The 26,382-nt window shown below is 64.7% G+C and carries 25 protein-coding genes; 5 read left to right on the plus strand and 20 right to left on the minus strand.

The window, feature by feature from the left end; translation table 11 throughout:
* Positions 1-119: 119 nt before the first annotated feature.
* The 9 genes from VE092_RS03365 to VE092_RS03405 form a co-directional block, all read right to left on the minus strand.
* On the minus strand, positions 120-1,325 hold the full coding sequence (locus tag VE092_RS03365; protein ID WP_324873843.1) for a patatin-like phospholipase family protein: 1,206 nt from the start codon (positions 1,323-1,325) through the stop codon (positions 120-122).
* A gap of 60 nt (positions 1,326-1,385) precedes the next feature.
* Positions 1,386-2,144: an SDR family NAD(P)-dependent oxidoreductase gene (locus tag VE092_RS03370; RefSeq protein ID WP_324873845.1), complete on the minus strand. Its 759-nt coding sequence runs from the start codon at positions 2,142-2,144 to the stop codon at positions 1,386-1,388.
* Between the two features lie 212 nt (positions 2,145-2,356).
* Positions 2,357-4,399: a sodium-translocating pyrophosphatase gene (locus VE092_RS03375; RefSeq protein ID WP_324873847.1), complete on the minus strand. Its 2,043-nt coding sequence runs from the start codon at positions 4,397-4,399 to the stop codon at positions 2,357-2,359.
* 336 nt (positions 4,400-4,735) lie between these two features.
* Positions 4,736-5,392 (minus strand): adenylate kinase, encoded by a 657-nt coding sequence (adk, locus tag VE092_RS03380; protein ID WP_324873849.1) that lies wholly within the window; start codon positions 5,390-5,392, stop codon positions 4,736-4,738.
* A 271-nt stretch (positions 5,393-5,663) separates the two neighbouring features.
* Positions 5,664-6,479, minus strand: a complete 816-nt coding sequence (gene kdsB, locus VE092_RS03385) for a 3-deoxy-manno-octulosonate cytidylyltransferase (RefSeq protein ID WP_324873851.1) — start codon at positions 6,477-6,479, stop codon at positions 5,664-5,666.
* 34 nt (positions 6,480-6,513) lie between these two features.
* Positions 6,514-6,702: a Trm112 family protein gene (locus VE092_RS03390; protein WP_324873853.1), complete on the minus strand. Its 189-nt coding sequence runs from the start codon at positions 6,700-6,702 to the stop codon at positions 6,514-6,516.
* Entirely contained in the window at positions 6,683-7,711 is a 1,029-nt protein-coding gene (gene lpxK, locus VE092_RS03395) for a tetraacyldisaccharide 4'-kinase (protein WP_324873856.1), read from the minus strand. Before lpxK ends, VE092_RS03390 begins: the two co-directional genes overlap by 20 nt.
* Positions 7,712-7,794: 83 nt before the next feature.
* On the minus strand, positions 7,795-8,223 hold the full coding sequence (locus VE092_RS03400; protein WP_324873858.1) for a biopolymer transporter ExbD: 429 nt from the start codon (positions 8,221-8,223) through the stop codon (positions 7,795-7,797).
* 16 nt (positions 8,224-8,239) lie between these two features.
* Positions 8,240-8,845, minus strand: a complete 606-nt coding sequence (locus VE092_RS03405) for a MotA/TolQ/ExbB proton channel family protein (protein WP_324873861.1) — start codon at positions 8,843-8,845, stop codon at positions 8,240-8,242.
* A 188-nt stretch (positions 8,846-9,033) separates the two neighbouring features.
* Here VE092_RS03405 and xseA point away from each other — a divergent pair, with 188 nt between their 5' ends.
* Together xseA and sodB are read left to right on the plus strand one after the other, a co-directional pair.
* Positions 9,034-10,437, plus strand: a complete 1,404-nt coding sequence (gene xseA / locus VE092_RS03410; protein ID WP_324873863.1) for an exodeoxyribonuclease VII large subunit — start codon at positions 9,034-9,036, stop codon at positions 10,435-10,437.
* Between the two features lie 336 nt (positions 10,438-10,773).
* A complete protein-coding gene (gene sodB, locus VE092_RS03415) occupies positions 10,774-11,352 on the plus strand; it encodes a superoxide dismutase [Fe] (protein WP_013233193.1) in 579 nt (192 codons plus the stop codon).
* Positions 11,353-11,429: 77 nt separating this feature from the next.
* Here the strand turns inward: sodB and VE092_RS03420 are convergent, their stop codons facing one another.
* From VE092_RS03420 to VE092_RS03435, 4 genes are all read right to left on the minus strand, one after another.
* Complete coding sequence (locus VE092_RS03420) at positions 11,430-12,719, minus strand: FAD-binding oxidoreductase (protein ID WP_324873865.1); 1,290 nt, start codon at positions 12,717-12,719, stop codon at positions 11,430-11,432.
* Between the two features lie 7 nt (positions 12,720-12,726).
* Positions 12,727-13,455, minus strand: a complete 729-nt coding sequence (locus VE092_RS03425) for an amino acid ABC transporter ATP-binding protein (RefSeq protein WP_006463751.1) — start codon at positions 13,453-13,455, stop codon at positions 12,727-12,729.
* On the minus strand, positions 13,452-14,108 hold the full coding sequence (locus tag VE092_RS03430) for an amino acid ABC transporter permease (RefSeq protein WP_006463752.1): 657 nt from the start codon (positions 14,106-14,108) through the stop codon (positions 13,452-13,454). Before VE092_RS03430 ends, VE092_RS03425 begins: the two co-directional genes overlap by 4 nt.
* Positions 14,109-14,253: 145 nt before the next feature.
* Positions 14,254-15,045, minus strand: a complete 792-nt coding sequence (locus VE092_RS03435) for an ABC transporter substrate-binding protein (RefSeq protein ID WP_006463753.1) — start codon at positions 15,043-15,045, stop codon at positions 14,254-14,256.
* A 366-nt stretch (positions 15,046-15,411) separates the two neighbouring features.
* On the opposite strand from VE092_RS03435, the gene VE092_RS03440 reads away from it, so the two are divergent.
* Together VE092_RS03440 and VE092_RS03445 are read left to right on the plus strand one after the other, a co-directional pair.
* Positions 15,412-16,203, plus strand: a complete 792-nt coding sequence (locus VE092_RS03440; protein WP_324873868.1) for an IclR family transcriptional regulator — start codon at positions 15,412-15,414, stop codon at positions 16,201-16,203.
* Between the two features lie 92 nt (positions 16,204-16,295).
* Positions 16,296-16,682, plus strand: a complete 387-nt coding sequence (locus tag VE092_RS03445; RefSeq protein WP_006463755.1) for an OsmC family protein — start codon at positions 16,296-16,298, stop codon at positions 16,680-16,682.
* Here VE092_RS03445 and VE092_RS03450 read toward each other — a convergent pair.
* The 7 genes from VE092_RS03450 to VE092_RS03480 form a co-directional block, all read right to left on the minus strand.
* Positions 16,664-17,587, minus strand: coding sequence for a DedA family protein/thiosulfate sulfurtransferase GlpE (locus tag VE092_RS03450; RefSeq protein WP_241811512.1), 924 nt, complete (start codon positions 17,585-17,587; stop codon positions 16,664-16,666). The genes VE092_RS03445 and VE092_RS03450 overlap by 19 nt on opposite strands.
* A gap of 223 nt (positions 17,588-17,810) precedes the next feature.
* Positions 17,811-19,172, minus strand: a complete 1,362-nt coding sequence (locus VE092_RS03455) for an MFS transporter (RefSeq protein WP_324873873.1) — start codon at positions 19,170-19,172, stop codon at positions 17,811-17,813.
* Positions 19,173-19,297: 125 nt separating this feature from the next.
* Positions 19,298-20,686, minus strand: a complete 1,389-nt coding sequence (gudD, locus tag VE092_RS03460) for a glucarate dehydratase (protein WP_324873875.1) — start codon at positions 20,684-20,686, stop codon at positions 19,298-19,300.
* A 237-nt stretch (positions 20,687-20,923) separates the two neighbouring features.
* A complete protein-coding gene (locus VE092_RS03465; RefSeq protein ID WP_182994086.1) occupies positions 20,924-22,036 on the minus strand; it encodes a LacI family DNA-binding transcriptional regulator in 1,113 nt (370 codons plus the stop codon).
* Positions 22,037-22,217: 181 nt separating this feature from the next.
* The gene (locus VE092_RS03470) at positions 22,218-23,189 is read right to left on the minus strand and encodes a glutaminase (protein WP_414653406.1); all 972 of its coding nucleotides are present in this window, start codon (positions 23,187-23,189) and stop codon (positions 22,218-22,220) included.
* A gap of 41 nt (positions 23,190-23,230) precedes the next feature.
* Positions 23,231-24,436 carry a M20 aminoacylase family protein gene (locus VE092_RS03475; protein WP_324873879.1) on the minus strand — a complete coding sequence of 402 codons (1,206 nt, stop codon included), beginning with the start codon at positions 24,434-24,436 and terminating at the stop codon, positions 23,231-23,233.
* A gap of 74 nt (positions 24,437-24,510) precedes the next feature.
* On the minus strand, positions 24,511-25,797 hold the full coding sequence (locus VE092_RS03480; protein WP_324873881.1) for an MFS transporter: 1,287 nt from the start codon (positions 25,795-25,797) through the stop codon (positions 24,511-24,513).
* Positions 25,798-25,903: 106 nt separating this feature from the next.
* Between VE092_RS03480 and VE092_RS03485 the strand changes: the two genes are divergently transcribed.
* Positions 25,904-26,382, plus strand: a 479-nt coding sequence (locus VE092_RS03485) for a LysR family transcriptional regulator (RefSeq protein WP_324873883.1), incomplete at its 3' end; no start/stop codon positions are given.

Below are 26,382 nucleotides of genomic sequence, written 5' to 3' on the forward strand. Positions count from 1 at the left end.
CGTCTGCACTTATTCTCTTGGTTGCAATTTTGTCAATTAAAGACAACAGCACTCGGTAGATTAACGTGTTGCTTTCAGCTAGGCAACCGCGGCGGGGCCGCGCCTTGACCGGCAGCAAATCAGGCAGAGGCTTGGAGCAATTGCGCCGTGTCCGGTTCAAAAAAGGCCAGCACTTCCTCGCGCTTGGCGTAGGTATCGCTCTCTCCCAGGGCGATCAACTCGTTGGTGAAGCTCTGTTCGAACAACAGATAGGACGCCAATGCCGAGCCACGTGCCTCGGTCGCGCCGATGCCGCCCAGCATGGTGCGGATCGGCCGTGGCAGGCTGCTGACATGGCGGCTGGCAATGCTGTCGATGCGGTGCGAGGGCGAGATCACCAGGGTACGGATGGGTTTCAAGGGCGTGTGGCGACGCTGCTCCTCGTTCAACACCGAGAGGGTCTGGTTGACCCGGTTGATGCGTTCGATGTCGGCTGATAGGCCATCCAGGAAGATGCCCGACATCGCATGCCCTGCCACCTGCGCCAGGCTGGGATAGTGCGGCGTGTTGGTGGGCGCCTGCTCGCCTTTCTCGCCCATGCGGCCGGCGCCGATGACGAGCACCTTGGTCGCGCCCAAGTGGATGGCCGGCGAGATCGGTGCGATCTGGCGCATGGAACCATCGCCGCAGTATTCGCAGCGCCCGTCGATATACACGGGAATGGCGGGGAAGATGAAGGGAATCGCCGACGAGGCCAGCAGATGGTCGATGCCGATCTGGTCGCGGATGGCCAGACGCTGCGTGCGCCGCCAGGGTTCGATTTCCTCCGCGCATTGATAGAAGGTGATGTGCTGGCCGCTGGTATAGGACGAGGCGGTCACCGCCAGTGCATGCAACTGTCCTTCCGCCAGCGCGGCATCCAGCCGCGGCAAGTCCAGCAGACGATGCAGCATGCTCACCAGGGGCGTGTTATCCAGCAGCGAATTGGGTGGATTGACGCGCCACTTGCGCAGCAGCCAGCCGAACGAGAACAGCGATAGCCAGCGCGCCCCGGAGCGGATCACGCCCAGTGAATCGGCGCGGTAGACCTGCTCCACCTGGAAGTTGCTCCATACCGCCATCAGCTCACGCACGGCCTCGCCGAAATCGTCGGCGCGGCAGGCCAGCGCGGTACCGTTGATGGCACCGGCCGAGGTGCCGCAGATGATGGGGAAGGGATTGCTGTGGACCGGCCAGCCGGCTTCGAGCAGGATCATCGAGAGCGCATTGAGCACCCCCACCTGATAGGCCGCCCGCGCGCCGCCGCCGGTCAGGATCAATCCTGTTTTATGTTCCATGGTCTCCATGCGGGCAGCTTATCAGCAGCGCCCGCGCTGTGGACAAGAGAATTGGCAGGGAAATGCGGCCTATTTGGGGGGCATGCGGATGGCCCCATCCAGACGGATGGTCTCGCCGTTCAACATCACGTTCTCGATGATGCTCCTGGCCAGGTGCGCGTATTCGGTGGCGCGCCCCAGACGCGGCGGGAAGGGCACGGCCTGGCCCAGCGAATCCAGTACCTCCTGCGGCATGGCCAGCATCATCGGCGTTTCGAAGATGCCCGGTGCAATGGTCATGACCCGGATACCGCTGCGCGACAGATCACGCGCCATCGGCAAGGTCATCGCCACGATGGCGCCCTTGGAGGCCGAATAGGCGGTCTGCCCGATCTGGCCGTCATAGGCCGCCACCGAGGCGGTGTGGATGATGATGCCGCGTTCGCCCTCCGCCAGCGCCTCGCCCTTGGCCATGGCGTCGGCCGCGAAGCGCGCCATGTTGAAGCTGCCGACCAGGTTGATGTTGAGCGTCTTCATGAACAGCGCCATGGTATGCGGGCCGTTCTTGCCGATCAGCTTTTCGGCCGGGGCGATACCGGCACAATTGATCAGGCCGCGCAGGCTGCCCAGCGCTTGCGCGGCCTGTACCACCGCCTGCGCATCGTCCTCGGAACTGACATCGCAGCGCACGAAGATGCCGCCCAGTTCCTGCGCCAGCGCGCTGCCGGTTTCCTGGTTCAGGTCGGCCAGCACCGGCTTGCCGCCGGCGGCCGCGATCATGCGCGCAGTGGCCGCACCCAGACCGGATGCTGCGCCGGTGACGATGAAAACATTTCCTTCGATACGCATGGAGTCTCCTGTTTTTTATCTCGCTGGCCCGGACGGATGGCCCGGGTCGCCGTGGCCTGATGATGAGGTGATGCCTCAGGCGGCATTATTTGACGGATCGGCCGGCCTGGCAATGTCTGCCCGGCATGGCGATTCCGTGGTGGCGGAGATTATGCGCAGGCCGCCGCGCCCCGACTATCGGCGCGGCGACAATTGCACGACTGCAGACTGGCTCAGTTAGGGATGTTCGGCAACAACGGCACCAGCAGCAGCGCCACGATGTTGATGATCTTGATCAGCGGATTGACCGCCGGCCCGGCCGTGTCCTTGTAGGGGTCACCCACGGTGTCACCGGTGACTGCCGCCTTGTGGGCATCGGAACCCTTGCCGCCGTGGTGACCGTCTTCGATGTATTTCTTGGCGTTGTCCCAGGCGCCGCCACCGGTGGTCATCGAGATCGCCACGAACAGGCCTGTGACGATGGTGCCCATCAGCAGCCCGCCCAGCGCCGAGGCCCCCAACAGCAGCCCCACCAGGATCGGCACGATCACCGGCAAGAGCGACGGCAGGATCATCTCGCGGATGGCCGACGAAGTCAGCATGTCCACCGCGCGGTCGTATTCCGGCCGGCCGCTGCCATCCATGATGCCCTTGATCTCGCTGAACTGGCGCCGCACCTCGACCACCACCGCGCCGGCCGCCCGCCCCACCGCTTCCATCGCCATCGCCCCGAACAGGTAGGGAATCAGCCCCCCGATGAACAACCCGATGATCACCGCCGGACTGGAGAGGTCGAAGCTGGCCGTCTTCCCCACCGATTCCAGCGCATGCGTGTAATCGGCGAACAGCACCAGCGCGGCCAGCCCGGCCGAGCCGATGGCATACCCCTTGGTGACGGCCTTGGTGGTATTGCCCACCGCATCCAGCGGATCGGTGATGGCCCGCACCGAGTCAGGCAGGCCGGACATCTCGGCGATACCGCCGGCATTGTCGGTGATGGGGCCATAGGCATCGAGCGCGACCACGATGCCAGCCATGGACAGCATGGCCGTCGCCGCGATGGCAATACCATACAGGCCCGCCAGCCAGTACGACACCAGGATCGCCGCGCACACCGCCAGCACCGGATAGGCGGTCGACTTCATCGACACTCCCAGCCCGGCGATGATGTTGGTGCCATGCCCGGTGGTGGAGGCCTCCGCGATATGGCGCACCGGCTTGAAGTCGGTGCCGGTGTAGTACTCGGTGATATAGACCATCAGGCCGGTCAGCACGATGCCCACCACCGCCGCGCCCATCAGCGGCACACGCAATTCGGGCGGCAGCAGCAGCCAGGTGACCAGTGCAAAGCCCACCAGCGACAGCCCCGCCGACCACCACAAGCCGGTGTAGAGCGCCGACATGATCTTCTTGCCCGGCTGCGCCTTGACCATTGCACAACCGACGATGGAAGCCAGGATCGACACCCCGCCCAGCGCCAGCGGATACAGCACGGCCAACGTCTCCATGCCCTGCAGCACCAGGGTGCCCAGCAGCATGGTGGCGATCAGCGTGACCACGTAGGTCTCGAACAGGTCGGCCGCCATCCCGGCGCAATCACCCACATTGTCGCCGACGTTGTCGGCGATCACGGCCGGATTGCGCGGATCGTCCTCGGGAATGCCGGCCTCGACCTTGCCCACCAGGTCGGCGCCCACGTCGGCGCCCTTGGTGAAGATCCCCCCACCCAGCCGGGCGAAGATGGAAATGAGCGAGGCCCCGAAAGCCAGCCCGATCAGCGGCTGGATGGCGTCGTGCAGACTGGCCGCGCGCCCCTGTCCATAGACATACAGGACCCAGAAGAACAGCGACACCCCCAGCAGCCCCAGGCCCACCACCAGCATCCCGGTGATCGCCCCGCCACGGAAGGCCACCGCAAGCGCCTCGTTCATGCCGCGCGTGGCCGCCTGGGCGGTGCGCACGTTGGCCCGCACCGAGACATTCATGCCGATGAAACCGCAGGCGCCCGACAGCACCGCCCCCAGCAGAAAGCCGATGGCGGTCAGCCAACCCAGTCCGGGGATGAGGGCAATGACAATCAGGAGCACCACGCCCACCATGGCGATGGTGCGATACTGCCGCGCCAGGTAGGCCGCCGCGCCCTGCTGGATGGCCAGCGCGATTTCCTGCATGCGGGGATTGCCAGGGTCCTGCTTGAGGATCCAGCTACGCGATACAAGGCCATAGATCACCGCGACAATGCCGCAGGCAATGGCGAACCACAGGGCAAGTGCCATCTTCGTCTCCTTTGTTATCACGACTCATCAACAATCACGAACATCCGCCGTGGCGCCCGGATCGGGCATCGCTGCCCTGTTACCCACGCATCACCGCCGATACTGCGCCTGCAAATTACGTCGCCCTTCTTATTGGAGTTGTTGTGCTTGCCGGGGCTGCAACCGCCACACCCTCGGGCGGGTGCGGACGGCGACCAATTCCGATTGACCGCGCCGATGGACCTCTATCTGCCGCGATCCATCGATTTGTTAGTTTTCGAGCTCTTCCGCTCTTTGTGTCAGCCTTCAAAAGGCTAAAGAAAAGCAAAAAAAAAGCGGACCGTAGTCCGCTTTACTTTACTCCGCCAGGGCGGCAAATGCACGATCCCTGATTTCTTCCACCGGACCCACGCCGGCGATCTTGCGATACTTCGGTGCACCCGGATGGCCCGATTCGGCCCACTTGCCGTAGTAGCCCAGCAGCACTTCGGTCTGGTCATGGTAGACCGCGAGGCGCTTGAGCACGGTTTCTTCCTTGTCGTCGTCGCGCTGGATCAGCGCTTCGCCGGTGAGGTCATCCTTGCCCTCGACCTTGGGCGGGTTGAACTTGACGTGGTAGGTACGACCCGAACCCGGGTGCACGCGACGGCCGCTCATGCGTTCCACGATGGCGCTGTCGGGGACGTCGATTTCCAGCACGTAGTCGATGGCCACGCCGGCTTCCTTCATGGCATCAGCCTGACGGGTGGTACGCGGAAAGCCGTCGAACAGATAGCCATTGGCGCAATCCGGCTGTTGCAGACGGTCCTTGACCAGGCCGATGATGATGTCGTCGGAAACCAGACCGCCCGCATCCATCACCTTCTTGGCGGCGATGCCCAGCTCGGTACCCGCCGCCACCGCAGCACGCAGCATGTCGCCGGTGGAGATCTGCGGAATGTTGAATTTTTCCTTGATAAAAGTGGCTTGCGTGCCTTTACCGGCACCAGGCGCTCCTAAAAGGATGAGGCGCATAAGGTTTCCTAAATTGAGGTTTTTGAAAATTTGAATGCTTGAATTCTTTTGCGACGGGATGACAGAGGATGCCTGCCATCTGCACGGTTATGCAGCTTGTTTGCGCGCCGTTTGCGTCAGCTCCGGGACGAAACTTACCACAAAATCTTACCGAACCATGACAAACGCCTGATTTTTAAGCAGTCTCCTGCCCCTGATTGTGTCGTGTCAGCTTGACACGGAACTTACAGCAGGCCGCACCGGCCAGTCTTGCGCCGGATCATGCCGGCGCTCACAGGGAAGAGATAGTCTGCACCAGCGCGCTGTCGGGCGGCGCCTCGAAATGCTTGCGCACGCGCAACAGGTCCTCGGGCGTATCCACACCGGCCTCCGGCACCAGCGAAGTGACATGCACGGCAATCGCATGACCGTGCCACAGTACGCGCAACTGTTCGAGCGCCTCGATGCGCTCCAGCGGAGCCGGCGTGAGCGTGGGATAGAGCTGCAGGAAACGGTTGCTGTAGGCATACAGCCCGATATGGCGCAGCGGTACGTATTCGTTGGCGTGATCGGGGCCGCTGGCGTCCGGCAACACCTCGCGCGATTGGGCGAAGGCATCGCGGTGCCAGGGAATGGTGGCGCGCGAAAAATACATGGCGCAACCGTCTTTGTTCAGCACCACCTTGACCACGTTGGGATTGAAGGCATCGGCCGCGCTCCCGATGGCATGCGCAGCCGTGGCCATCGGCACGCCGGCCTTGATGTGAGCGGCGGTGGCGGCAATCAGGCCAGGATCGATCAGCGGTTCGTCACCCTGCACGTTGACCACCACGGCATCTTCGGCCAGGTCCATGGCGGCGGCCACCTCGGCGATGCGGTCGGTACCGGAGGGATGGTCGGCGCGGGTCATCGCCACCTCCACACCATGCGCCTGGCAGGCGGCATGGATGTCGTGGTGATCGGTGGCCACGATGATGCGAGCCGCGCCGGACAAGGCCGCGCGCTCGGCCACGCGGACGATCATCGGCTTGCCGCCGAGATCGGCCAGGGGCTTGTTGGGCAGGCGCGTGGAAGCCAGGCGCGCCGGGATGATGACGGTGAAGGTCATGGGATCAGCCGCAGCAGGAAACGAAGTAATCGGCTCAGGCCGCCGGGGCCGCCGGTGCAGCGCCCAGTTCGCGTGCCTCGTCGGCCCACATGATGGGGATGCCATCGCGGATGGGGTAAGCCAGCTTGTCTGCCTTGCAGATCAGTTCCTGGGCTTTCTTGTCATAGTCCAGCGGACCCTTGCAGAGGGGGCAAACCAGGATATCAAGCAGTCGGGCGTTCACGGAGTTTCTCCACTATGTGTTCAGCCAGCGCGCCGTCGATGCGCGCCGTTACGGGCACGACCCAGATACGCGGGTCGTTTCGGATGGCCTCGATAGCCCTGCATTTTACTGCATCCTTTTCCGTGATCAGGATGACATCGGCGGCGAGGCCTGCAAAGGGATCGATGGCGAAGTCGTAATGGTCGGGCAAGGGATGCCGGGCAAACTGCAGCCCCGCCGCCTGCAGAGTGGCGAAAAAGCGCTCGGGATTGCCAATGCCGGCCACCGCCGCCAGCCGCAGCCCCCCCTCGCCCATCTGCGCCAGCGGCTTGCGCGTCGCCGGCGGGGCCAGCTGGACCGCCTCGTCGGCCTGCAGGCGCATGGCATGCACACCGGCCGGGGCACTGCCCTGCAGGCCGACGTTGAGCACCGTGAAATCGCGGCGGCGCGAGGCCGGCTCGCGCAGCGGACCGGCCGGCAGCAGCCAGCCATTGCCCACACCGCGAGCGTCGGAGAGCACGATCTCGATATCCCGTGCCAGCGCATAGTGCTGCAGTCCGTCGTCGGAAATGATCACGTCCACCTCGGGATGGGCGGCCAGCAGGCTGCGCCCGGCCTCCACCCGGCGGCGCCCCACCACCAGCGGCACACCGGTGCGCTGGACGATCAGCAGGGGTTCGTCCCCCACCTGCGCCGCTGCTGCCTCGGGCCTTACCGCCAGGGTGCGCGTGACGCCACCGCCATAGCCGCGCGAAATGACGCCCGGATGAAATCCGGCCGCCCGCAGCGCCTCGATCAACCAGATCGCGAAGGGCGTCTTGCCGGTCCCGCCGACAAAGACATTACCCACCACGACCACCGGCACCGGCAGGCGCTCGGTGCGCTTGATGCCCAGCGCAAAGAGCAGCCGGCGCAACGCCGCCAGAGCACCGAACAGCAGCGACAGCGGCCACAGCGCGCAGGCCAGCACGCCGCGGGATTGCCAGGCGCGGCTGAGGATGGCTTCGGCAGTGGGCCTGGAATCGGCCATGGTATCAATCCGTCAATCGGGGAATCGGGGCGCCACGGCATGGGCCTGGGCGCGACTGTGCGAGACGGCCCGTCGCGGGCCGCTCACTTGCTGCTGGACTGCGCGGCAAAGGTGACCTTGGGATAGCCGGCCAGGCGCGCCGCCTCCAGCACGTTGATCACGGTTTGGTGAGTCGCCAGCGCGTCGGCGTTGATGATGATGACCGGATCGCGCTGGCTGCCGCTGGCCTGCACGGCCGCCCGCATTTCATCGGACAGCCCCTGGGCGTCACGCGCCGCGATGCGCCGGTTATTGATCGCATAGCGACCGCTGGCATCGACTGCGATGTTCATCTCGAAGGGCTGCTCCAGCGCCTTCTGGGCATCGGCGGTGGGCAGCGTGATCTGCAGCGCGGTGAATTTGCTGTAGGTGGTGGTCACCATCAGGAAGATCACGATCACCAGCAGCACATCGATGAAGGGGATCAGGTTGATCTCCAGGTCTTCGCGGGGACGGCCCTTGCGGAAGTTCATGGTCGGCTCCGCGCAATCAACGACGCACGTCGTGCACGATGTCCACGAACTTCACGGCCTGCTGCTCCATGTCCACCACGAAGCCATCGACCTGCGCGCGGAAATGGCGATAGAACACCAGCGCCGGCATGGCGATGGCCAGGCCGAAGCCGGTGTTGTACAGCGCAATCGAGATCCCGTGCGCCAGCTGCGCCGGGTTGGTGCCCACCGCGTTCTGCGAGGCGAAGATTTCGATCATGCCCACCACCGTGCCGAACAGGCCCATCAGCGGCGCCAGTGAAGCGATCGTGCCCAGAGTGGTGAGGAAACGCTCCAGCCGGTGCGCCGCGCCCTGGCCGGCTTCCTCGATGGCTTCCTTCATGACCTCGCGCGGGGCGTCGACATTGCGCAGGCCAGCGGCCAGCACCTGGCCCAGCGGCGAATTCTGCTCCAGCGTCTCGATCACTTCGTCATTGACGCGACCGCTCTGGTATACCCGCACCACGTCTCGCAGCAGATCGGGCGGCAGGATGCGCGCGCGGCGCAGGTAGACCAGTCTTTCGATGACCAGCGCCAGGCCGATGATGGAAGCGATCAGCAAAGGCCAGATCGGCCAGCCGGCAGCGAGGATGATGGCGAGCAAAACGTACTCCTGTTGAAATGCGGGTGGATCTGATTCGGGTGCACAAGGACGGCCCGCCCGGGCGCGCCCTTTTTCTGCGGTGCAGAATGTAGCCGGTTGCGTGCGGCTCGGCAAGCGTCGCCTCTGCCGGCCTGGCCTTAAGGCCTTACAATGCGGCATTGTATCGCCCCTGGATCACCTGCGCCCTCATGCCCACCGACAAGTTTCCGCCCTTCCCCACCGCCCGCCCCCGCACCGACGCCCAGCCTGCGGCTGCCGGCGAGGGCGGACCGCCCATGCTGACCGTCTCGGCCCTGAACCAGGCGGTGGCGCGGATGCTGGAGCGCAACTTCCCGCTGATCTGGGTCAAGGGCGAGATTTCCAATTTCACCCGCGCCGCCTCCGGACACTGGTATTTCAACCTCAAGGATGACGGCGCGCAGGTACGCGCAGTCATGTTCAAGGGCCGCGCCCAGTACGCCGGCTTCATGCCGCGCGAGGGCGACAAGGTCGAGGTGCGCACCCTGGTCACCCTCTATGCGCCACGGGGTGACTATCAATTGAACGTGGAAGCCATCCGCCGCTCCGGTGTGGGCGACCTCTACGCCGCCTTCGTGCAGTTGAAGGAAAGGCTGGAGCGCGAAGGCCTGTTCGCCCGCGAACGCAAGCGCCCCCTGCCGGGCTTTGCGCGCCGCATCGGCATCGTCACCAGCCCCCAGGCCGCCGCCCTGCGCGATGTGCTGACCACCCTGCGCCGCCGGGCGCCGCACGTGGAGGTGGTGCTCTATCCCACCCCGGTGCAGGGCGAAGGGGCGGCCCAGCGCATCGCCACCGCCATCCAGACCGCCTCGGCCCGCGCCGAATGTGACGTGCTGCTGGTCTGCCGGGGTGGTGGCAGCATCGAAGACCTGTGGTCCTTCAATGAAGAGGTGGTGGCGCGCGCCATCGTCGCCGCGCCCATGCCGGTCATTTCCGGCGTCGGCCACGAGACCGATTTCACCATTGCCGACTTCGCCGCCGACCTGCGCGCGCCAACGCCGACCGCCGCCGCCGAGCTGGCCGCCACGGCCCGCGAAGACTGGCTGGCCGAACTGCGCGGCCATGCCGGCGATCTCACCCGCGCCCTGCGCCGCACCCTCGCCGACCGCGCCCAGAACATGGACTGGCTGGCACGCCGCCTGGTCAATCCGGGTGCCACCATCGCCTATGAGCGGGTCAAGCTGGCGGCCCTGCAAACCCGCCTATCCCATGCCAACCGCGTGCCATTGACACGCATGCGCCATCGCCTGCAGCAGGCCGCCACCCACCTGGCGCACCAGATGCCCGATACCACTCACGCCCGGCGTGACCTGGGCGAGCTGGCGCGTCGCCTGCAGGATGCCCAGGCGAGCCGCCAGGCCCAGCAAGGCCAGGCCCTGGCCAGCCTGAATGCGCAGCTGGAACTGCTCAACCCGCAACGCACGCTGGAACGCGGCTATGCCATCGTCAGCGACCGTCAGGGGCGGGTGCTGCACGCGCCGGCCGAGCTGGCCGCCCGCAGCGAGATCACCATCCGCCTGGCCCAGGGCAGCGCCGAGGTCGGCATTGCCAGCGTGCAGCCACGGCTGGATTGAAGGGCGAACGCGCTACGCTTGACAGCTGTGGCAGACTTTTTTCTCATCAGCTTATAACGCTGACCGGGGACGGTTCCCGGCCCGTTCGGCTTCGCAGGTCAGCCACGCAGGTGAAGGATGAGCTGGAACGTCTTTCCACCACTGGCATCTACGGTTTTCCTTGCCTCGCGGACAGGCGCCACGCCAGCAAGAACCATTCGCATTACCCTACCGGGATGTGAAAGAAGCCGACCGGCAGGGCATTTGATCGAGTGCAAAGAATTGTCTTCCGCTTTAGAATCTCAGGTTCGGAAAAGACCCCTTCGTAGCAAACCAACAAGACTGAAAGGATTCATCATGGCACATACCCTTCCGGCACTGCCTTACGATCTGGACGCGCTGGCGCCCACGATTTCCAAGGAAACCCTGGAATATCACTATGGCAAGCACCATCAGACCTATGTGACCAACCTGAACAACCTGATCCCGGGTACCGAATTCGAAAACCTGTCCCTGGAAGAAATCATCAAGAAGTCTTCCGGTGGCATCTTCAACAACGCCGCCCAGGTGTGGAACCACACCTTCTACTGGAACGGCCTGACCCCGAAGGGTCAAGGCGCTCCGAGCGGCGCGCTGGCTGACGCCATCAACGCCAAGTGGGGCAGCTTCGACGCCTTCAAGGCCGAGTTCACCAAGCAGGGTCTGGCCAACTTCGGTTCGGGCTGGACTTGGCTGGTCAAGAAGGCTGACGGCACCCTGGACATCGTCAACACCACCGGCGCCGGCACCCCGCTGACCACCGACAGCAAGCCGCTGCTGACGGTCGACGTGTGGGAACACGCCTACTACATCGACTACCGCAACGCACGCGCCAAGTATGTCGAGAACTACTGGGGCATCATCAACTGGGACTTCGTGGCAAAGAACTTCGCCTGATCCCGGCTGCAGCCTTCCCGGCAAGAAAAAACCACGCGCGAGCGTGGTTTTTTTTCGTCCCTGCCCGGCATACAGCGTCAGGAAAAGCGATCCAGCACGCTGTACCAGGCCACCCCGGCGGCGATGTAGAAGCGCTGCAGGCCGTGCAGCGGAATCGGCTGGATGGTACTGACCGGGAACGGGAACACCGCCCCCGCCTGCCCCGTGATGCGCTGCGCCAGGCAACGTCCCATGGTACTGGCCATGGCAATGCCGCGCCCGTTGTAGCCCACCGCGATGGACAGCCCGGCCGCCGGCTCATGCACATGCGGCAGGAAATCACGCGTGATGGCGACCCGCCCCGACCAGCGGTAGTCATAGCCGATCCCCGCCAACTGCGGGAACAGCAGTTCCACCGATCGCTCAAGGTGGGCGAAATCACCCGCCCCGCGCGGCTCGCCGAAGGGACCCCGACCGCCCATGAGCAGGCGCCCCTGGGCATCGCGCCGGTAATACAGCAGCAGCCGCCGCGAATCGGAGGTGACCTCACCCCCGGGCAGGATGCTGGCACCCTGCTCCGGCGACAGGGGTTGCGTCGCCACGATGAAGCTGTTGGCAGCGATCACCGACTGCCGCAGATGCGGCCACAGCCCATCGGTATAGCCATTGGTGGCGATGACTACACGCTCGGCATCCACCTGCGGCCCCTGGGCGGTATGCAGGCGCCAGCCCGGCTGGCGTCGTTCCAGCCGTACCACAGGCGTGCCACCGTGGATCACCACGCCCAGCCGCTGCGCCGCACGCGCCAGCCCCTGGCAATACTTCAGCGGATGCAGGCTGCCGGCACGCTCGTCCTTCCAGCCGCCGACGTAGGCATCGGTACCGATATGGCGCGCCACCTCGGCCGCATCCATCAGCCGCGCCGGCGCGCCTTCGGCCATCCACTGCCGGGCGCGGGCTTCCAGCGCATGCATCACCTTGGGCGAATGGGTGGGCTGGATCCAACCCCGCCGCAGCGCATCGCATTCGATACCATGGCGATCAATGAGATCGAACACGGTATCGGCCGCCGAACCGATGGCCGCGATCAGCGGATCGGCCACGGCACTGCCGAACATCACCCGCAACTGGTCGGGATCGTACTTGAGGCCAGGAATGACCTGGCCGCCATTGCGCCCGGACGCGCCCCATCCGGGGGCATGGGCATCCAGCACACAGACCGAGACTCCGGCCTCGGCCAGGTGCAACGCGGTCGACAGCCCGGTGTAGCCGGCGCCGACGATGACCACGTCGTAACGCGCACTGCTGTCCAGCGGCGGCACCTCGGGCGCAGCGTCGGCAGTGGCCGCCCACAAGGAGGGCGGAAAATCCTGCAGCAAGCTCGTCATGGGCGCCTCACTTGCCGATCACGCGCCGCAGGAAATCCTGGGTACGCGCATGTTGTGGTTCGCTCAGCACCTGTGCCGCCGGGCCGGATTCGACGATGCTGCCACTGTGCAGGAAGCAGACGCGGTCGGCCACCTCGCGGGCGAATCCCATCTCGTGCGTCACCACGATCATGGTCATGCCGTCCGCAGCCAGGGTGCGCATCACCGCCAGCACCTCGCCCACCAGTTCCGGGTCCAGCGCCGAGGTCGGCTCATCAAAGAGGATGGCTTCCGGCTGCATCGCCAGCGAGCGGGCAATGGCCACGCGCTGCTGCTGGCCGCCCGACAATTGCGCCGGATAGGCATCGCAGCGCTGCGCCAGGCCGACCTTGTCCAGCAGGGCGATGGCCTGCGCCCGCGCCTGTTCGCGCGGCACCCGGTTGACGAAGATCGGCCCCTCGGTGACGTTCTCCAGCACCGTGCGGTGCGGGAACAGGTTGAAGCGCTGGAACACCATGCCCACCCGTGTGCGCAGGCGATGGATGTCGGCGCCGTTGCGATCCACGCGCTGGCCGTCGATCAGGATGTCGCCACGCTCATAGGATTCCAGCCCGTTGATGCAACGCAGGACCGTGGACTTGCCCGAGCCCGAAGGCCCGATCAGGCAGACCACCTCCCCCTCGGCCACCGACAGCGAGACATCCTTGAGCACCTCGTGCTGGCCGAAGCACTTCGAAATACGTTTGACCTCGATCATCGCGCCCTCCCCTTGCTGCCACGGATTTCCAGGCGACGGATCAGGAACACCAGCGGCAGCGACAACAGCAGGTACAGCACTGCCACCATGGTATAGACCGTCATGTTCTGGAAGGTGCTGGAGGCGATCATCTGGCCGGCGCGGGTCATCTCCAGCACGGTGATGGTCGACACCAGCGAAGAATCCTTCAGCATCATCACCAGCGTATTGCCATAGGGCGGCAGCGCGATACGAAAGGCCTGCGGCAGGATCACGCGGCGCATGATCAGCGGCCCGCGCATGCCGATCGATTGCGCCGCCTCGATCTGGCCCACGTCCACCGCCTCGATGCCGGCGCGGAAGTTCTCCGCCTGGTAGGCCGAGTAGGCGATGCCCAGCCCGATCACCCCGGCCTGGAAGGCGGAGAGCTGGATGCCGATCTCGGGCAGCACGAAATAGATGTAGAACAGCTGCACGATGATGGGCAGCCCGCGGATGATGTTGACGATGGTGGCGCCCAGCAGCGAGACCGGTTTCAGGCGCGACACCTTCATCAGCGCCAGCACCAGCCCCAGCAGCGAACTGAGCAGGAAGGAATAGATCGTGACTTCGATGGTGACCAGCGCTCCCTTGAGGAGGATGGGCAGGAAGTCCAGCACGGTTTGGGAAAGCATGGGCGTGGAAGGTAGGTGGAAATGAGCGTGGAAAGCTGCGCAGGAGAACCACCCGCCACCCAGCGGTGACGGGAACTTGCGCGGCCGCCGGTGGAGCGGCGACCTCCGGTTACAGCGACGTCGCGCCGACGTCAGCCCGGTTCACTCAGTTCAGCTTCCACTGATCGACGATGCGCGCGAGCGTGCCATCGGCCTTGAGTTCGGCAATCGCCTTGTTCAGACGCTCCATGAGCTTGGGGTCGCCCTTGCGGATCACCAGGCAGACATCCCCCATCAGGGTGGACTGGTATTCCTTGACCAGCCGCACCTGCGGATTGGCGCCCTGCGAGAGCTGGTAGGCCACGATCGGGCGATCGCCGAAACCGGCCTTGATGCGGCCCAGGCCGACGTCGCGCATCATGTCGGCGACCGAATCGTAGGTCTTCACTTCCTTGAAGCCGCCCTTCTTGTTCAGGGCATCGACGAACACCGTCCCCACCTGGGCGCCGACGATCTCACCCTTGAGGTCGTCCAGCGTCTTGTAGACCTTCTGGTCCTGGGCGTTGACGAACAGGCCCTCGCCATAGGAATAGACCGGATCACTGAAGTCCACGATCTGGGCGCGCGCCTCGGTCTTCAACATGGCCGCGGCAATGATGTCGATCTTGTTGCCGGTCAGCGAGGGGATCAGCGCGGAAAACGGCGTCTGCTGGATGTTCACTGAAAAGCCGGCCTTGTTGCCTACCGCCGTAACGGTATCGACCATCATGCCCTGCAGCTTGTTGGTCTTGATATCGAGGAAGGTGAAAGGCACCCCGGTGGAGGTGGCGCCCACGTTGTAGCTGGACTGGGCCATGGCGGGCGCGGCAGCCAGCACCGACATCAGGGCCGCAGCCCCCAGCAGTGGCGACAGCAGACGATGCAACAGGCGACTGGACGGCAGATTGAACGACTTCATACGACTCCCCCTTTGGCACAAGATCACGACGGATCGGAACGAACGGCTGGAAGTCCGCACGCCGGCAGGTGCCGACGGCGGTGTGGACTGCAGCGCCCCCGGGCGGGGACGCGGCCTCCGGTCTTCCTCCCCGGCCCGGCCTGCATCGGACTACCCGGTATGGCGCGATGCTGCTGAAACGGCTGGAAGGGCTGAGGCTGGAAGAACGGCAGACGACAAACAACGATGCATGAATATCAATATACGGCCTTGGATTAAGTATATTTGGTTTACTCGAATCGTCAATAGATATTTATGTATCGATATTCGATACATAAGAGGCGAATTCCCGTAGAATTCCCCCATTCCTATCTGCGAGGAGTAGGCATGAGCGAGACTGAAGCAAGCCCCACCGACCTGCTGTTCAATCAATCACTGGAAAAAGGCCTGGCCGTGCTGCGCGCTTTCAATGCGCAGCGCCGCACCATGACCCTGGGCGACGTGGCCAGCGCCACGTCCATTTCCAAGAGTTCTGCGCAACGCATGGTGCATACGCTGGAAACGCTGGGCTACATCTGCAAGCATCCCAGGACCCGCCGCTACCAGCTCACGCCCAAGGTGTTAGAGGTGGGCTACAACTATCTGGCGGCCGACATCCTGGTGGACGTGGCCAATCCCTTCCTGTCGGAACTGGCCAACATGACCGGCGAGACCGTCAACCTCACCGAGCCCTACGAGCGCGAGATGGTCTATGTGGCCCGCTTCGTGTCCAGCAAGTTCATCCCCATCCATATGCCCATCGGCAGCCGCATCCCCATGTATTGCACCGCCTCCGGACGGGCCTACCTGAGCGGGCTGGACGAGGCCGAGGCACAGGCCGTCCTGCTCTCCAGCGAGCGCACGGTCCACACGCCGCATACGCGCACCGGGGTGGAAGACATCATGGAAACGGTCAGGATGGCCCGCGAACGCGGCTTTGCCAGCAACCGGGAAGAGCTGTTCCTGGGCGACATGACGGTGGCCGCGCCCATCTTCAACAGCGAGCGTCGGCCGGTGGCTTCCGTGCACGTGGTGGCGCCGACCAGCCGCTGGACGGCCGAGGATGCCGAACGCAAGCTGGGGCCGCTGGTATTGGAGTGCGCACGCTCGATCTCCAATTCGGTGCGCACGCTGGTGTAAGGCCGCAGCAGGAAAGTACAAGATCGGCCGCCGCGGGTGTGTCACAATCGCCGCTCCCCCTTAAGCCACACAGACTACCGATCGGAGAAACCATGGCCCACGTCACCCTGCACAACGCCGCCGGCTACGCCCAGGACATCAAGGCGCGCATCCACCAGCTCAAGTCGGATGAACCGGAAAGCAATGGCGGCAAGGACACCGGTCCCGCGCCCTATGAACTGCTGCTGGCCGCGCTGGCATCCTGCACTTCGCTGACCTTGCGCATGTACGCCGACCGCAAGGGCTGGGACCTGGGCAGCATCGCAGTGGACGCCCACTTCGGCCGCGACGACAGCGGCCTGGAAACCATCACCCGCAAGATCAGCTTCGGCAATGCGCTGAGCCAGGAACAACTGACCCGCCTGGCCGAAATCTGCGAAAAGACCCCGGTCACCAAGACCATCCGCCAGGGCACTGCGATTCAGACGTCGATCGCGTAACCGGCTGCGCGCCAGGCATCGATGCCGCCAGTCAGCGGCCGCACCCGGGTGTAGCCGCGCCGCATCAGCTGGCGCGCCACCACGGCCGCCGAGGCCTCGTTGGGACAGGCGCAATAGACCACCACTTCCCCTTCCACCGGACCATCGAAGACGAAGGTCTGGATTTCCTGGTTGGAGATGGTCACCGCCCCCGGGATGCGGCCATCCTGCTGCGACAGCGGCGAGCGCACATCGATGATGGTGGGCGCATTGCCCTGTTCGAGCATGGTATTGAGTTCATCCACGGTGATGCGCGCCATCTCCAGCGACTTGCGGAAGCGCCGGCGCTGCCACCACTTGTTGGCCACGAACGCCGCCAGCGCCACGGCGATCAGCAGCATCCCGTAATGCCCCAGCTGGGCCAGCACGTTCAGCAGGTCATCCACGGCCGAACTGAACAGCGAACCCAGAAAAATCCCCAGCCCCGCCCATAAAGCGCTGCCCGCCGCGTCCCACAGGATGAAGCTGACGCGGCGCGTTCCCATGGTGCCGGAGAGCGCGCTGGCAATCGAGGCAAAGCCGGGGATGAACTTGGCCAGCAGCAAGGACCGCGCGCCCCAGCGCAGGTAGATCGATTCGGTCTGGCGCACACAGGAATCCGGCGAGAGCGAAATGCGGCACAGGCGCGACATGATCTTGCGCCCGTAGCGGCGGCCGGCGAGATACCAGACGTAATCGGCCATCAGCGCCGCACCGACCGCCAGGACGAGCAACAACAACGGCGAGTAGCGCCCGGTGGCGGACAAGGCACCGGTGATGATCAGGGTCGGATAGGCCGGCACCGGCGCGCCCAGCTGCTCCACCAGCACGTTGACGAAAACGAGGATCAGACCGTATTGCTCGATGAGGTGGTAGAGGGTTTCCATGGCCAGGCCGCCTTGATGTCTTGCCGCGTGAGAAGCGGCGACTGTCCCGCCATAACGGCGGATTGCAGGCTGCCATTATAGGCATGCCGGCCCCGCCCCTGCTTGGCCTGAAACGGGTAAAAACGGGACGGGCCATAAAAAGCGCCCTGCTCACCCGCTGCAACGCGGGCGCACAGGGCGCGAACGAGGAAGACCTCGGAGAAATCGATACTGCCGGACTGCCTCAGGCAGCGTGCTTGACGACGTCCTCGCTCTTGCCACTGGCGGTGCCGCCACCATCCTGTGCTGCCGGCCGGGTGCGCGCCAGGAACACCAGCACCGCCGCCAGCAATGAGGCACCGGACAGGGCATATAGCCCGCCCTGGATGGAACCGGTCTTCTGCTCCAGGTAGCCGAAGGTGGCCGGCGCGAAGAAGCCGCCCAGGTTGCCCAGCGAATTGACCAGCGCCAGCACCGCCGCCGCAATGCGTGCATCCAGGTAGGCTTGCGGGATCGGCCAGAACAGCGAGGAAGCCGCCTTGAAGCCGATGCCGGCGAAGCACACCGCGACAAACCCGATCACCGGCCCGGACGAGGCCGACACCGCCATGCCCGCCGCCGAGATCACCAGCGCAGCGGCGACCCAGAACTGCTGCCGCTTGAAGCGCGCCGCCAGCACCGCGAACATGTACATGGCGGCAATGGCGATGATCCACGGGATGGTATTGAACAGGCCGACCTGGAAGTCATTGAAATGACCCATCTTCTTGATGATGGTCGGCAGCCAGAAGGTCGCGCCGTAGATGGTCAGCTGGATGGCGAAGTAGATCAGGCAGAACAGCACGATCTGCGGGTCGCGCAACAGGGTCAGCGCGGAAACGTGCGCCGGCCGGTTAGCAGCGCGCAGCTCCTGTTCGGCAGCGATCACCGCGGTCAGTGCTTCGCGCTGTTCCGGGGAGAGCCACTTGGCATCGGCCGGGGCGGAGTCCAGCACCATCCAGACCACCACGCAGAACAGCATCGAGACGCCGCCCTCGATCAGGAACATCCATTGCCAGCCATGCAGGCCGCCGCCCTCGATGAGCAACAGCGCGCCGGTAATCGGACCGGAGAGGATGGAGGCAATCGCCGAGCCCGACAGGAACACCGCCATGGCACGCCCACGTTCATGATTGGGCAACCATTGCGTGAAGTAGTACACCACGCCGGGGAAGAACCCCGCCTCGGTCACGCCCAGCAGGAAACGCATGAAATAGAAGCTGGTCTCGCTCTGCACGAAGGCCATGCAGGCCGCCACCAGGCCCCAGGTGAACATGATGCGGGTCAGCCAGGCGCGTGCGCCGTAACGTTGCAGCAGCATGTTGGACGGCACCTCGAAGATCGCGTAACCGACGAAGAACAGCCCGGCGCCCAGGCCGAAAGCAGCCGCGCCGATGCCCAGGTCGGTAGAGAGGTGACTGCGCACGAAACCGATGTTGACGCGGTCGATGTAGTTGATGATGAACATGGCCACGAACAGCGGCAGGATGCGCCACTTGATCTTGCTCACCGCGCTGGTGAGGGCCAGGGTTGCTGCGCCGGATGATGCGGATGGGGAAGGATTCACGGGTTGTCTCCTCTGTTGAGCCCGTACTACCGATGGATGAAATAAAAGCTGAACGAAAATTCGGACCGGCGGCGCGTTCATCGCGCTCTTGTCACGGCCCCGCTAGCAGATGTGCAGCCCTGTGCTCAACGCACCAGGCAGGGTTTCTTGGGATCGAATTTCCAGCCCGGGATCAGGTACTGCATGGCCACCGCATCGTCCCGCGCACCCAGTCCCATGTTGCGATAGGTCTGGTGGGCCGCTTCCACCTGCTCCATGTCCAGTTCCACGCCCAGGCCCGGCTTGGCCGGCACTTGCACCTTGCCGCCCACGATCTGCAGGGGTTCACGGGTCAGGCGCTGGCCGTCCTGCCAGATCCAGTGGGTATCGATGGCGGTGATCCTGCCCGGCGCGGCTGCGGCCACATGGGTGAACATCGCCAGCGAGACGTCGAAGTGGTTGTTGGAATGTGACCCCCAGGTCAGGCCCCACTCGTGGCACATCTGCGCCACCCGCACCGAACCCTGCATGGTCCAGAAATGCGGATCGGCCAGCGGAATATCCACCGACTGCAGCGAAATGGCATGGCCCATCTGGCGCCAGTCGGTGGCCACCATGTTGGTGGCGGTCTGCAGGCCGGTGGCGCGGCGGAACTCGGCCATCACCTCACGTCCGGAATAGCCTTCCTCGGCGCCGCACGGATCTTCCGCATAGGCCAGCACGTCATGCTGGTCGCGGCACAGGCGGATGGCATCCTTGAGCAGCCAGCCGCCGTTGGGATCAAGGGTGATGCGAGCCTTGGGGAAGCGTTCGGCCAGCGCCGTGACGGCGGCGATCTCTTCCTCGCCACGCATGACACCGCCCTTGAGCTTGAAGTCGTTGAAGCCATACCGCCCATAGGCCGCCTCGGCCAGGCGGACCACCGCCTCGGGCGTGAGCGCGGCTTCATGGCGCAGGCGCAGCCAGTCGTCGGCCTGCTCCGCTTCGGCGTGATACGGCAGGTCGGTTTGTCTGCGGTCGCCCACGTAGAACAGGTAACCCAGCATTTCCACCTCGTCGCGCTGCTGCCCCTCGCCCAGCAGCGCCGCCACCGGCACCTCCAGGAACTTGCCCAGCAGGTCCAGCAGGGCCGCTTCCAGCGCGGTGACGGCGTGCACTGCAATACGCAGGTCGAAGGTCTGCAGGCCCCGACCGCCGACATCGCGGTCGGCGAAGGCGGTGCGCGCCCGGTTCAGGATGCCCTGGACATTGCCGATGGACTGCCCCACCACCAGCGAGCGCGCATCTTCCAGGGTCTGGCGGATGCCCTCCCCGCCCGGGACCTCGCCTACCCCGGTATGGCCGGCGCTGTCGGTGAGGATCACCAGGTTGCGCGTGAAATACGGACCGTGCGCGCCGGACAGGTTCAGCAGCATGCTGTCGTGGCCGGCCACAGGAATGACGCGCATGTCGGTGACGCGGGGCGCCCCCTTGGCCAGGGCAGCGGAAGACGAGGTGGCAGACGTCGAGGAGGCAGGAGTGGCAAGGGCAGTCATGGCAGCACTTTCTCATTCAATGAAGAAAACCCGGCACCCACCGGGAATGACCTGGCAGCGGATCCGGCAACAATTTGGTAGCGGTACCAAATCAGGATGAATGAATGGTAGCGGTACCAAATAAGCCTGTCAACAGGGGGATGTGAAGTGCCAGATCAACTTGCCTGGCAGCATCGAAACGGATGGGACGGTAAAGGTGGGAAAGACAGGAGGGGCAGGAAGTACGGAATCGCCGCGTCAGGCGCTTTCGCGCTGGATGATGGAAAAGCCGACATCGACAATGCGCTCGGCCACCTCGATGCCCGCCGCCCGGTCGATGATGAAGCGCGCCGCGCGCTGGCCGATGCCAGTGCCGTCGATGCGCACGGTGGTCAGGCGGGGTTGCAGGTCACGCGAGAATTCCAGGTCGCCGAAGCCAACCACCGCCAGTTGCCCGGGAATGGCGATGCCACGGCTCTGGGCCTCGATCATCACGCCCAGCGCCAGCAGGTCGGAACTGCAGAAGATGGCATCGGTGTCGGGCTGTTGTTGCAACAGATCGGCCAGACCCCGCCGTCCCTGCCCCAGGGTGGTCGGGGCGATGACGTGGTACATCGGCAGGGCTGCCGCCCCCTGCCCGTCGTTCATGCCCAGCGCCACCGCTTCCTGCGCGAAGGACTGCATGCGGCGCTGGCTGCGCTCGTCGCGCCCGCCCACCACCGCGACCTTCTTGCGACCACGCTGGTGCAGGTAGCGCGCCACTTCGCGGCCGATGGCCTCGTGCGAAAAACCGACCAGCATGTCGATCGGCGTGGGCGTCAGGTCCCAGGTCTCCACCACCGGGATGCCACTGGCCAGCAAGCGCTTCCTGGCCTCGGCCGAGCGCATGATGCCGGTTAGCACCACGCCATCGGGACGGCGGCCGATGATGGCTTCCAGCAGTGCATCCTCACGCGAATTCTCATAGCCACTCTGGCCCAGCATGACCTGGTAGCCGGCCGCGGCCAGGGTTTCGGTCAGGGTATGGACGATTTCCTGGAACACCGGCCCGATCACGGTGGGCACCACCACCGCCACCAGCCGGCTCTTGTTGGAGGCCAGCCCGCCGGCCAGCAGGTTGGGGACGTAGCCGGTCTTTTCCACCGCCTCGCGCACTTTCTGCAAGACCTTGGGCGAAACCGCCGAGGGTGTGTTCAAGGCCCGCGAGGCCGTGATCGGCGCCACCCCGGCCAGCTGCGCCACGTCGCGCAGCGTGATGCCACCGGCGCTCTTGCGCGGGCCGCGACGACGCGGTTCGGGACCATCGTCGTCGGTTCCGCGCGTGGCAAGGCTGAGGGGGGCGTCAGGGGAGGTGGTTCTGTTTTCGGACATGCGGGCATTCTAGCATCGGCCCTGGTAGCGTTACCAAGTCCGGCGGCCGTGCCATCAACCGTGAGTCGGCAACCTGCGCCCGCTTGCCCGCCCGAAAAAAAGGTGGCGAACGCCCTACGCAATCCGCCACCAAGCCAGGAGAAACCGAACGCATCGCACCCCGGGCAGCGCAACGCCGACCTCAGGCGAACACCGACAAGCCGGCAGCGTTGGAGACCAGTTCCAGCGCCATCATGGCCCTTACCGAATTGCCACGCGCATCCAGCCGCGGCGACCAGGCGCAGATGCTGCCGCGGCCCGGGAGCACGGCCAGCACGCCGCCGCCCACGCCGCTCTTGGCCGGCAGGCCGATGGCAAAGGCGGTCTTGCCGGAATGCTCGTAGGTGCCGGTGGTAAGCATGAGCGCGCAGATGCGCTGCGTCTGCTGCGCCGTCAGCAACTGCCGCCCACCGCCGATGCCGTTGCCGCCATTGGCCAGGAACAGCGCGGCACGTGCCAGTTCCACGCAAGAAGCCTCGATGGCGCAACTGGCGCAATAGGCCGTGACCACGTCGTCGACTGCATTGACCATGTTGCCGTGGCTCTGCATCAGGTGGGCCGCTGCGAAGTGGCGCGAGGCGCAGCGCAGCTCGCTGTGAAAGACCTCCGAGTCGTAATTGAGATCGCCGCTGCCGGTCAGCTCCCGCAGCAGCGCCACCATCGCCGATTCCAGATGCGTATGTCGGCTCAGCAAGGCGTCCGTCACCACCAGCGCGCCCGGATTCAGAAACGGATTGCGCGGGATGCCGCGCTCCAGTTCCAGCTCGATCAGCGAATTGAACGGATTGGTGCTGGGACTTTGCCCGACCCGCTCCCACAGGCATTCGCCATGGCTGCGGTAGGCCAGTGCCAGCAGGAACAGCTTGCTGATGCTCTGGATGGAAAAGCGCGTCGCACTGTGCCCTACCGTATGGACCGCGCCGTCGAGGGTGGCGACAGCCATGCCGAACTGATCCGGGTCGACCTGCGCCAGGGCCGGGATGTAGCTGGCCAGTTCCCCCTCCTGGCGACAAGCCTCGGAGAGATGCGCGGCGCGCCTGAGGATCTCGGCCCAAGGCTGCGCGGCAAAATCACCGGCACGTGCCGACCCTGCCCGGCCGGCAACATTGCCCATCACGGCCGACTGCCACTGCAGGGGATCAAGCTCCGGCGATTTCACGCAGACACACTCAGATAGCGCTGCACCAGTGCGATCCAGTAGGCGACACCGGCATCGATGATGTCGTCGTTGAAGTCGTAGAAAGGGCTATGCAATTCCCGCGAAGCGGCCTGCCCGGTACCGTCACCACTGGCGATCAGGCCGTTGCCGAGAAAGGCGTAGCAGCCCGGCTTGTGGTGCAGGTAGAACGCGAAGTCCTCGGAAGCGAAGGCCGGCTCGGTCTCGCCATCGACCTGCTCCGTGCCGACGGCCGCCATCATGGCCTGCATGGCCTCGCTGGTTTCTTCGGGATGATTGACCAGCGCCGGGTACAGGCGCTCGAAGCTGAACGACACCCGCAGGTCGAACATCTTGCCGATGGACTTGGCGATGGATTCCATGCGGCGCTCGATGAGCTCAAGCGTATCGTCATCGAAGGCGCGTACCGTCCCGGCCAGGGTGGCCTGCTCGGGGATCACGTTGTCGGCGCTGCCCGTGTGGATCTGGGTCACCGAGAGCACCGCCGGGTGATTGGGGTTGACGTTGCGCGTGAGGATGCTCTGCCAGGCCAGCGTGAGCTGCGCCGCCGCCACCACGGGATCGATGCCGCGATGGGGCTGGGCAGCGTGGGCACCGCGTCCGTACAGGGTGGCGCTGAAGGTGTTGCTGGAGGCCATCAGCGGACCGGGGCGCACGCCGAAACTGCCCGCCGGCAATCCCGGCCAGTTATGCAGGCCAAAGATGGCGTCGGTGGGAAAGCGCTTGAACAGGCCATCCTCGATCATCGACCGCGCACCTGCCCCGCCCTCCTCGGCCGGCTGGAACACGAGGTGCACGGTGCCATCGAAATCGATCGCGTGGCTCAGTCTGGCCGCTGCGCCCAGCAGCATGGCGGTGTGGCCGTCATGGCCGCAGGCGTGCATCTTGCCGGTGCAGGTGGAGGCATGGGCAAAGGTGTTTTCCTCCTTCATCGGCAAGGCATCCATATCCGCACGCAGCGTGATGGCGCGCGACGAACTGCCCTTGCGCAACGTGCCCACCACGCCGTAGCCACCGATATTCTCCTCGACCTGGAGACCGTATCCGCGCAGCAGACGGGCCACGTAGCCGGCGGTGCGCTTTTCTTCGAAGCGCAGTTCGGGGTGGGCGTGCAGGTGACGCCGTATGGACACCAGATCCATCTCTTCGGGCCCTTCCATGCGCCCATGCTTGTTCATCTCCATGTGGAGTCCTCTACAGGTTGGTGGGTGGCGAACCTCATGCTCGGCGCAAGGGCAAGCGCCAGGACGTGAGGGCCTCAGGCCAGCGCCTGCTTGCGCTGCATGCGTACCAGAGCGCCGATCAGGGCCAGGCTCAGCAGTGCGGCCACAGTCAGGTAAAGGCCGATGATGAGCTTGTCGCCGCTGACCTGGATCAGTGTGGTCACGATCATGGGCGTAAGGCCGCCGAAGATCATCACGCCCAGTGCGTAGGAGGTGCCCACGCCGGTGGCACGATAGCGGGTCGGGAAGATATCGGACATGACCAGCGGCGCACAGGCGGCATACAGGCCCAGCGTGACGGAGATGGCGATCTGTACCATCAGCAGCATCGGCAGGGTCGGTGTGGCCACCAGCAATTTGAACAAGGGATAGGCCAGCACGCCCGCCAGTCCGGCACCCCAGGCCATGGGCTTGTAGGGGCCGATACGGTCGGCCAGCATGCCCACCAGCGGGCAGATCAGGAGCAGGGTCAGTCCGGAAGCGATCTGGCCCAGATAGGTCGACGCGACCGGCATCTTCAGCTCACGCACTGCATAGGTGGTGAAGTAGTTGGAGACCTGGGTTGCCACCGTCCAGAAGATCATGATGGCGATGCCGATCAGGATGCGGCCGAAGTTGGCCTTCACGCCCGCGAGGAAGGAATCGGCCGCACCTTGCTCGATGCTGCGCTCGAACTCCGGCGTCTCCGGCAGTGCGCGGCGGATGTACCAGCCCACCGGACCGATCAGCAGCCCCACCAGGAAGGCCACGCGCCAGTAATCCTGCAGCATGCGCTCCTGGCCATAGACCACGGCGATGGTGAAGCCGACCACGCCGCCCAACAGCACCCCGCCGCCCTGCGCCATCTGCTGGAAGGAGCTGAAGAGGGCACGATTGCGACCGGATGCATTTTCGACCAGCATGGCCACGTTGCTGCCGATCTCGCCACCGGCCGAAAATCCCTGCAGCAGACGGCCCAATACCAGAATAGCGGTGGCGGCGATCCCGATCGAATCGTAGGACGGACAGAGCGCCGGAATGATGGTACCCAGCGCCATCAGCAGCAACGTGAAGCTCAGTGCCTTCTTGCGACCGACCTTGTCGGCATACTGCCCCAGTACCAGTGCGCCGACCGGTCGCACCACGAAGCCCGCGGCAAAGGTCATGAAGGTGAACATCAGCGCCGCATAATCGTCGCCACTGGGAAAGAAGGTCTTGGAAATGGCCACGGCGAAGATGCCGAAGATGATGAAATCGTAGATCTCGAGAACGTTACCGATGGTGGCCGCGATCACCGCGCGGCGTTGCGTTTTCGCGTCCAACCCGTTGGCTTGGCTGTGCATAAGGTCTCCACTTGTTATGTTTGGTGGCCGAAGTGTAGGTCTTATGCCCTATACTGAAAACTTCCGTTTAAATATAAGAACCATACTCTCAAGGTATAGATCCGCCATGATCGAATTTCGTCATCTGCGCTATTTTCTCGGCGTGGTCGAACACGGCAGCGTGGCCGAAGCGGCGCGCCGACTGCATATCGCGCAACCGGCCCTGAGCCGGCAGATCAAGGATCTGGAAGAGGAAATGGGGGCGCTCCTGTTCGACCGCAGCGTCCGTGGCGCAACCCTGACCGCCGCCGGACAGCAACTGGCCATCGATGCCCGCCGCATGCTGGGGGAGCTGCAAGAAACGCGGCAGCGCGTCGCGCGCGTGGCCGAGGGCGTGGAAGGCAATCTGCGCATGGGCATCACGCCCAATTTCGGCTGGCATCCCCGCATACTGGGTTCGCTGCGCAGCTTTCACCAGGCCGAGCCACGGATTGCCATGTCACTGGAACCGGGCCTGTCGGCCCGGCAACTGGAACGGATCAGGGAAGGCGAACTGGATGCCGGTTTCCTGGCCTGGCGCTATCCGCCCAACGACCAGTTCCTGGC

Source organism: Herbaspirillum sp. (genome assembly GCF_035644555.1).
In the GTDB taxonomy this organism is placed as follows: domain Bacteria; phylum Pseudomonadota; class Gammaproteobacteria; order Burkholderiales; family Burkholderiaceae_D; genus Herbaspirillum.

What these genes read in the sequence shown, in the direction of transcription:
- VE092_RS03440 (WP_324873868.1), top strand. Translation starts at nt 15,412, where the DNA reads ATGAGCGAGACTGAAGCAAGCCCCACCGACCTGCTGTTCAATCAATCA.
- VE092_RS03475 (WP_324873879.1), bottom strand. Translation starts at nt 24,436, where the DNA reads ATGGAGATGAACAAGCATGGGCGCATGGAAGGGCCCGAAGAGATGGAT.
- VE092_RS03470 (WP_414653406.1), bottom strand. Translation starts at nt 23,189, where the DNA reads ATGGGCAATGTTGCCGGCCGGGCAGGGTCGGCACGTGCCGGTGATTTT.
- gudD (WP_324873875.1), bottom strand. Translation starts at nt 20,686, where the DNA reads ATGACTGCCCTTGCCACTCCTGCCTCCTCGACGTCTGCCACCTCGTCT.
- VE092_RS03445 (WP_006463755.1), top strand. Translation starts at nt 16,296, where the DNA reads ATGGCCCACGTCACCCTGCACAACGCCGCCGGCTACGCCCAGGACATC.
- VE092_RS03450 (WP_241811512.1), bottom strand. Translation starts at nt 17,587, where the DNA reads ATGGAAACCCTCTACCACCTCATCGAGCAATACGGTCTGATCCTCGTT.
- VE092_RS03375 (WP_324873847.1), bottom strand. Translation starts at nt 4,399, where the DNA reads ATGGCACTTGCCCTGTGGTTCGCCATTGCCTGCGGCATTGTCGCGGTG.
- VE092_RS03365 (WP_324873843.1), bottom strand. Translation starts at nt 1,325, where the DNA reads ATGGAGACCATGGAACATAAAACAGGATTGATCCTGACCGGCGGCGGC.
- VE092_RS03465 (WP_182994086.1), bottom strand. Translation starts at nt 22,036, where the DNA reads ATGTCCGAAAACAGAACCACCTCCCCTGACGCCCCCCTCAGCCTTGCC.
- VE092_RS03400 (WP_324873858.1), bottom strand. Translation starts at nt 8,223, where the DNA reads ATGAACTTCCGCAAGGGCCGTCCCCGCGAAGACCTGGAGATCAACCTG.
- xseA (WP_324873863.1), top strand. Translation starts at nt 9,034, where the DNA reads ATGCCCACCGACAAGTTTCCGCCCTTCCCCACCGCCCGCCCCCGCACC.
- kdsB (WP_324873851.1), bottom strand. Translation starts at nt 6,479, where the DNA reads ATGACCTTCACCGTCATCATCCCGGCGCGCCTGGCTTCCACGCGCCTG.
- VE092_RS03430 (WP_006463752.1), bottom strand. Translation starts at nt 14,108, where the DNA reads ATGCTTTCCCAAACCGTGCTGGACTTCCTGCCCATCCTCCTCAAGGGA.
- VE092_RS03480 (WP_324873881.1), bottom strand. Translation starts at nt 25,797, where the DNA reads ATGCACAGCCAAGCCAACGGGTTGGACGCGAAAACGCAACGCCGCGCG.
- VE092_RS03425 (WP_006463751.1), bottom strand. Translation starts at nt 13,455, where the DNA reads ATGATCGAGGTCAAACGTATTTCGAAGTGCTTCGGCCAGCACGAGGTG.
- VE092_RS03370 (WP_324873845.1), bottom strand. Translation starts at nt 2,144, where the DNA reads ATGCGTATCGAAGGAAATGTTTTCATCGTCACCGGCGCAGCATCCGGT.
- VE092_RS03420 (WP_324873865.1), bottom strand. Translation starts at nt 12,719, where the DNA reads ATGACGAGCTTGCTGCAGGATTTTCCGCCCTCCTTGTGGGCGGCCACT.
- sodB (WP_013233193.1), top strand. Translation starts at nt 10,774, where the DNA reads ATGGCACATACCCTTCCGGCACTGCCTTACGATCTGGACGCGCTGGCG.
- adk (WP_324873849.1), bottom strand. Translation starts at nt 5,392, where the DNA reads ATGCGCCTCATCCTTTTAGGAGCGCCTGGTGCCGGTAAAGGCACGCAA.
- VE092_RS03435 (WP_006463753.1), bottom strand. Translation starts at nt 15,045, where the DNA reads ATGAAGTCGTTCAATCTGCCGTCCAGTCGCCTGTTGCATCGTCTGCTG.
- lpxK (WP_324873856.1), bottom strand. Translation starts at nt 7,711, where the DNA reads ATGGCCGATTCCAGGCCCACTGCCGAAGCCATCCTCAGCCGCGCCTGG.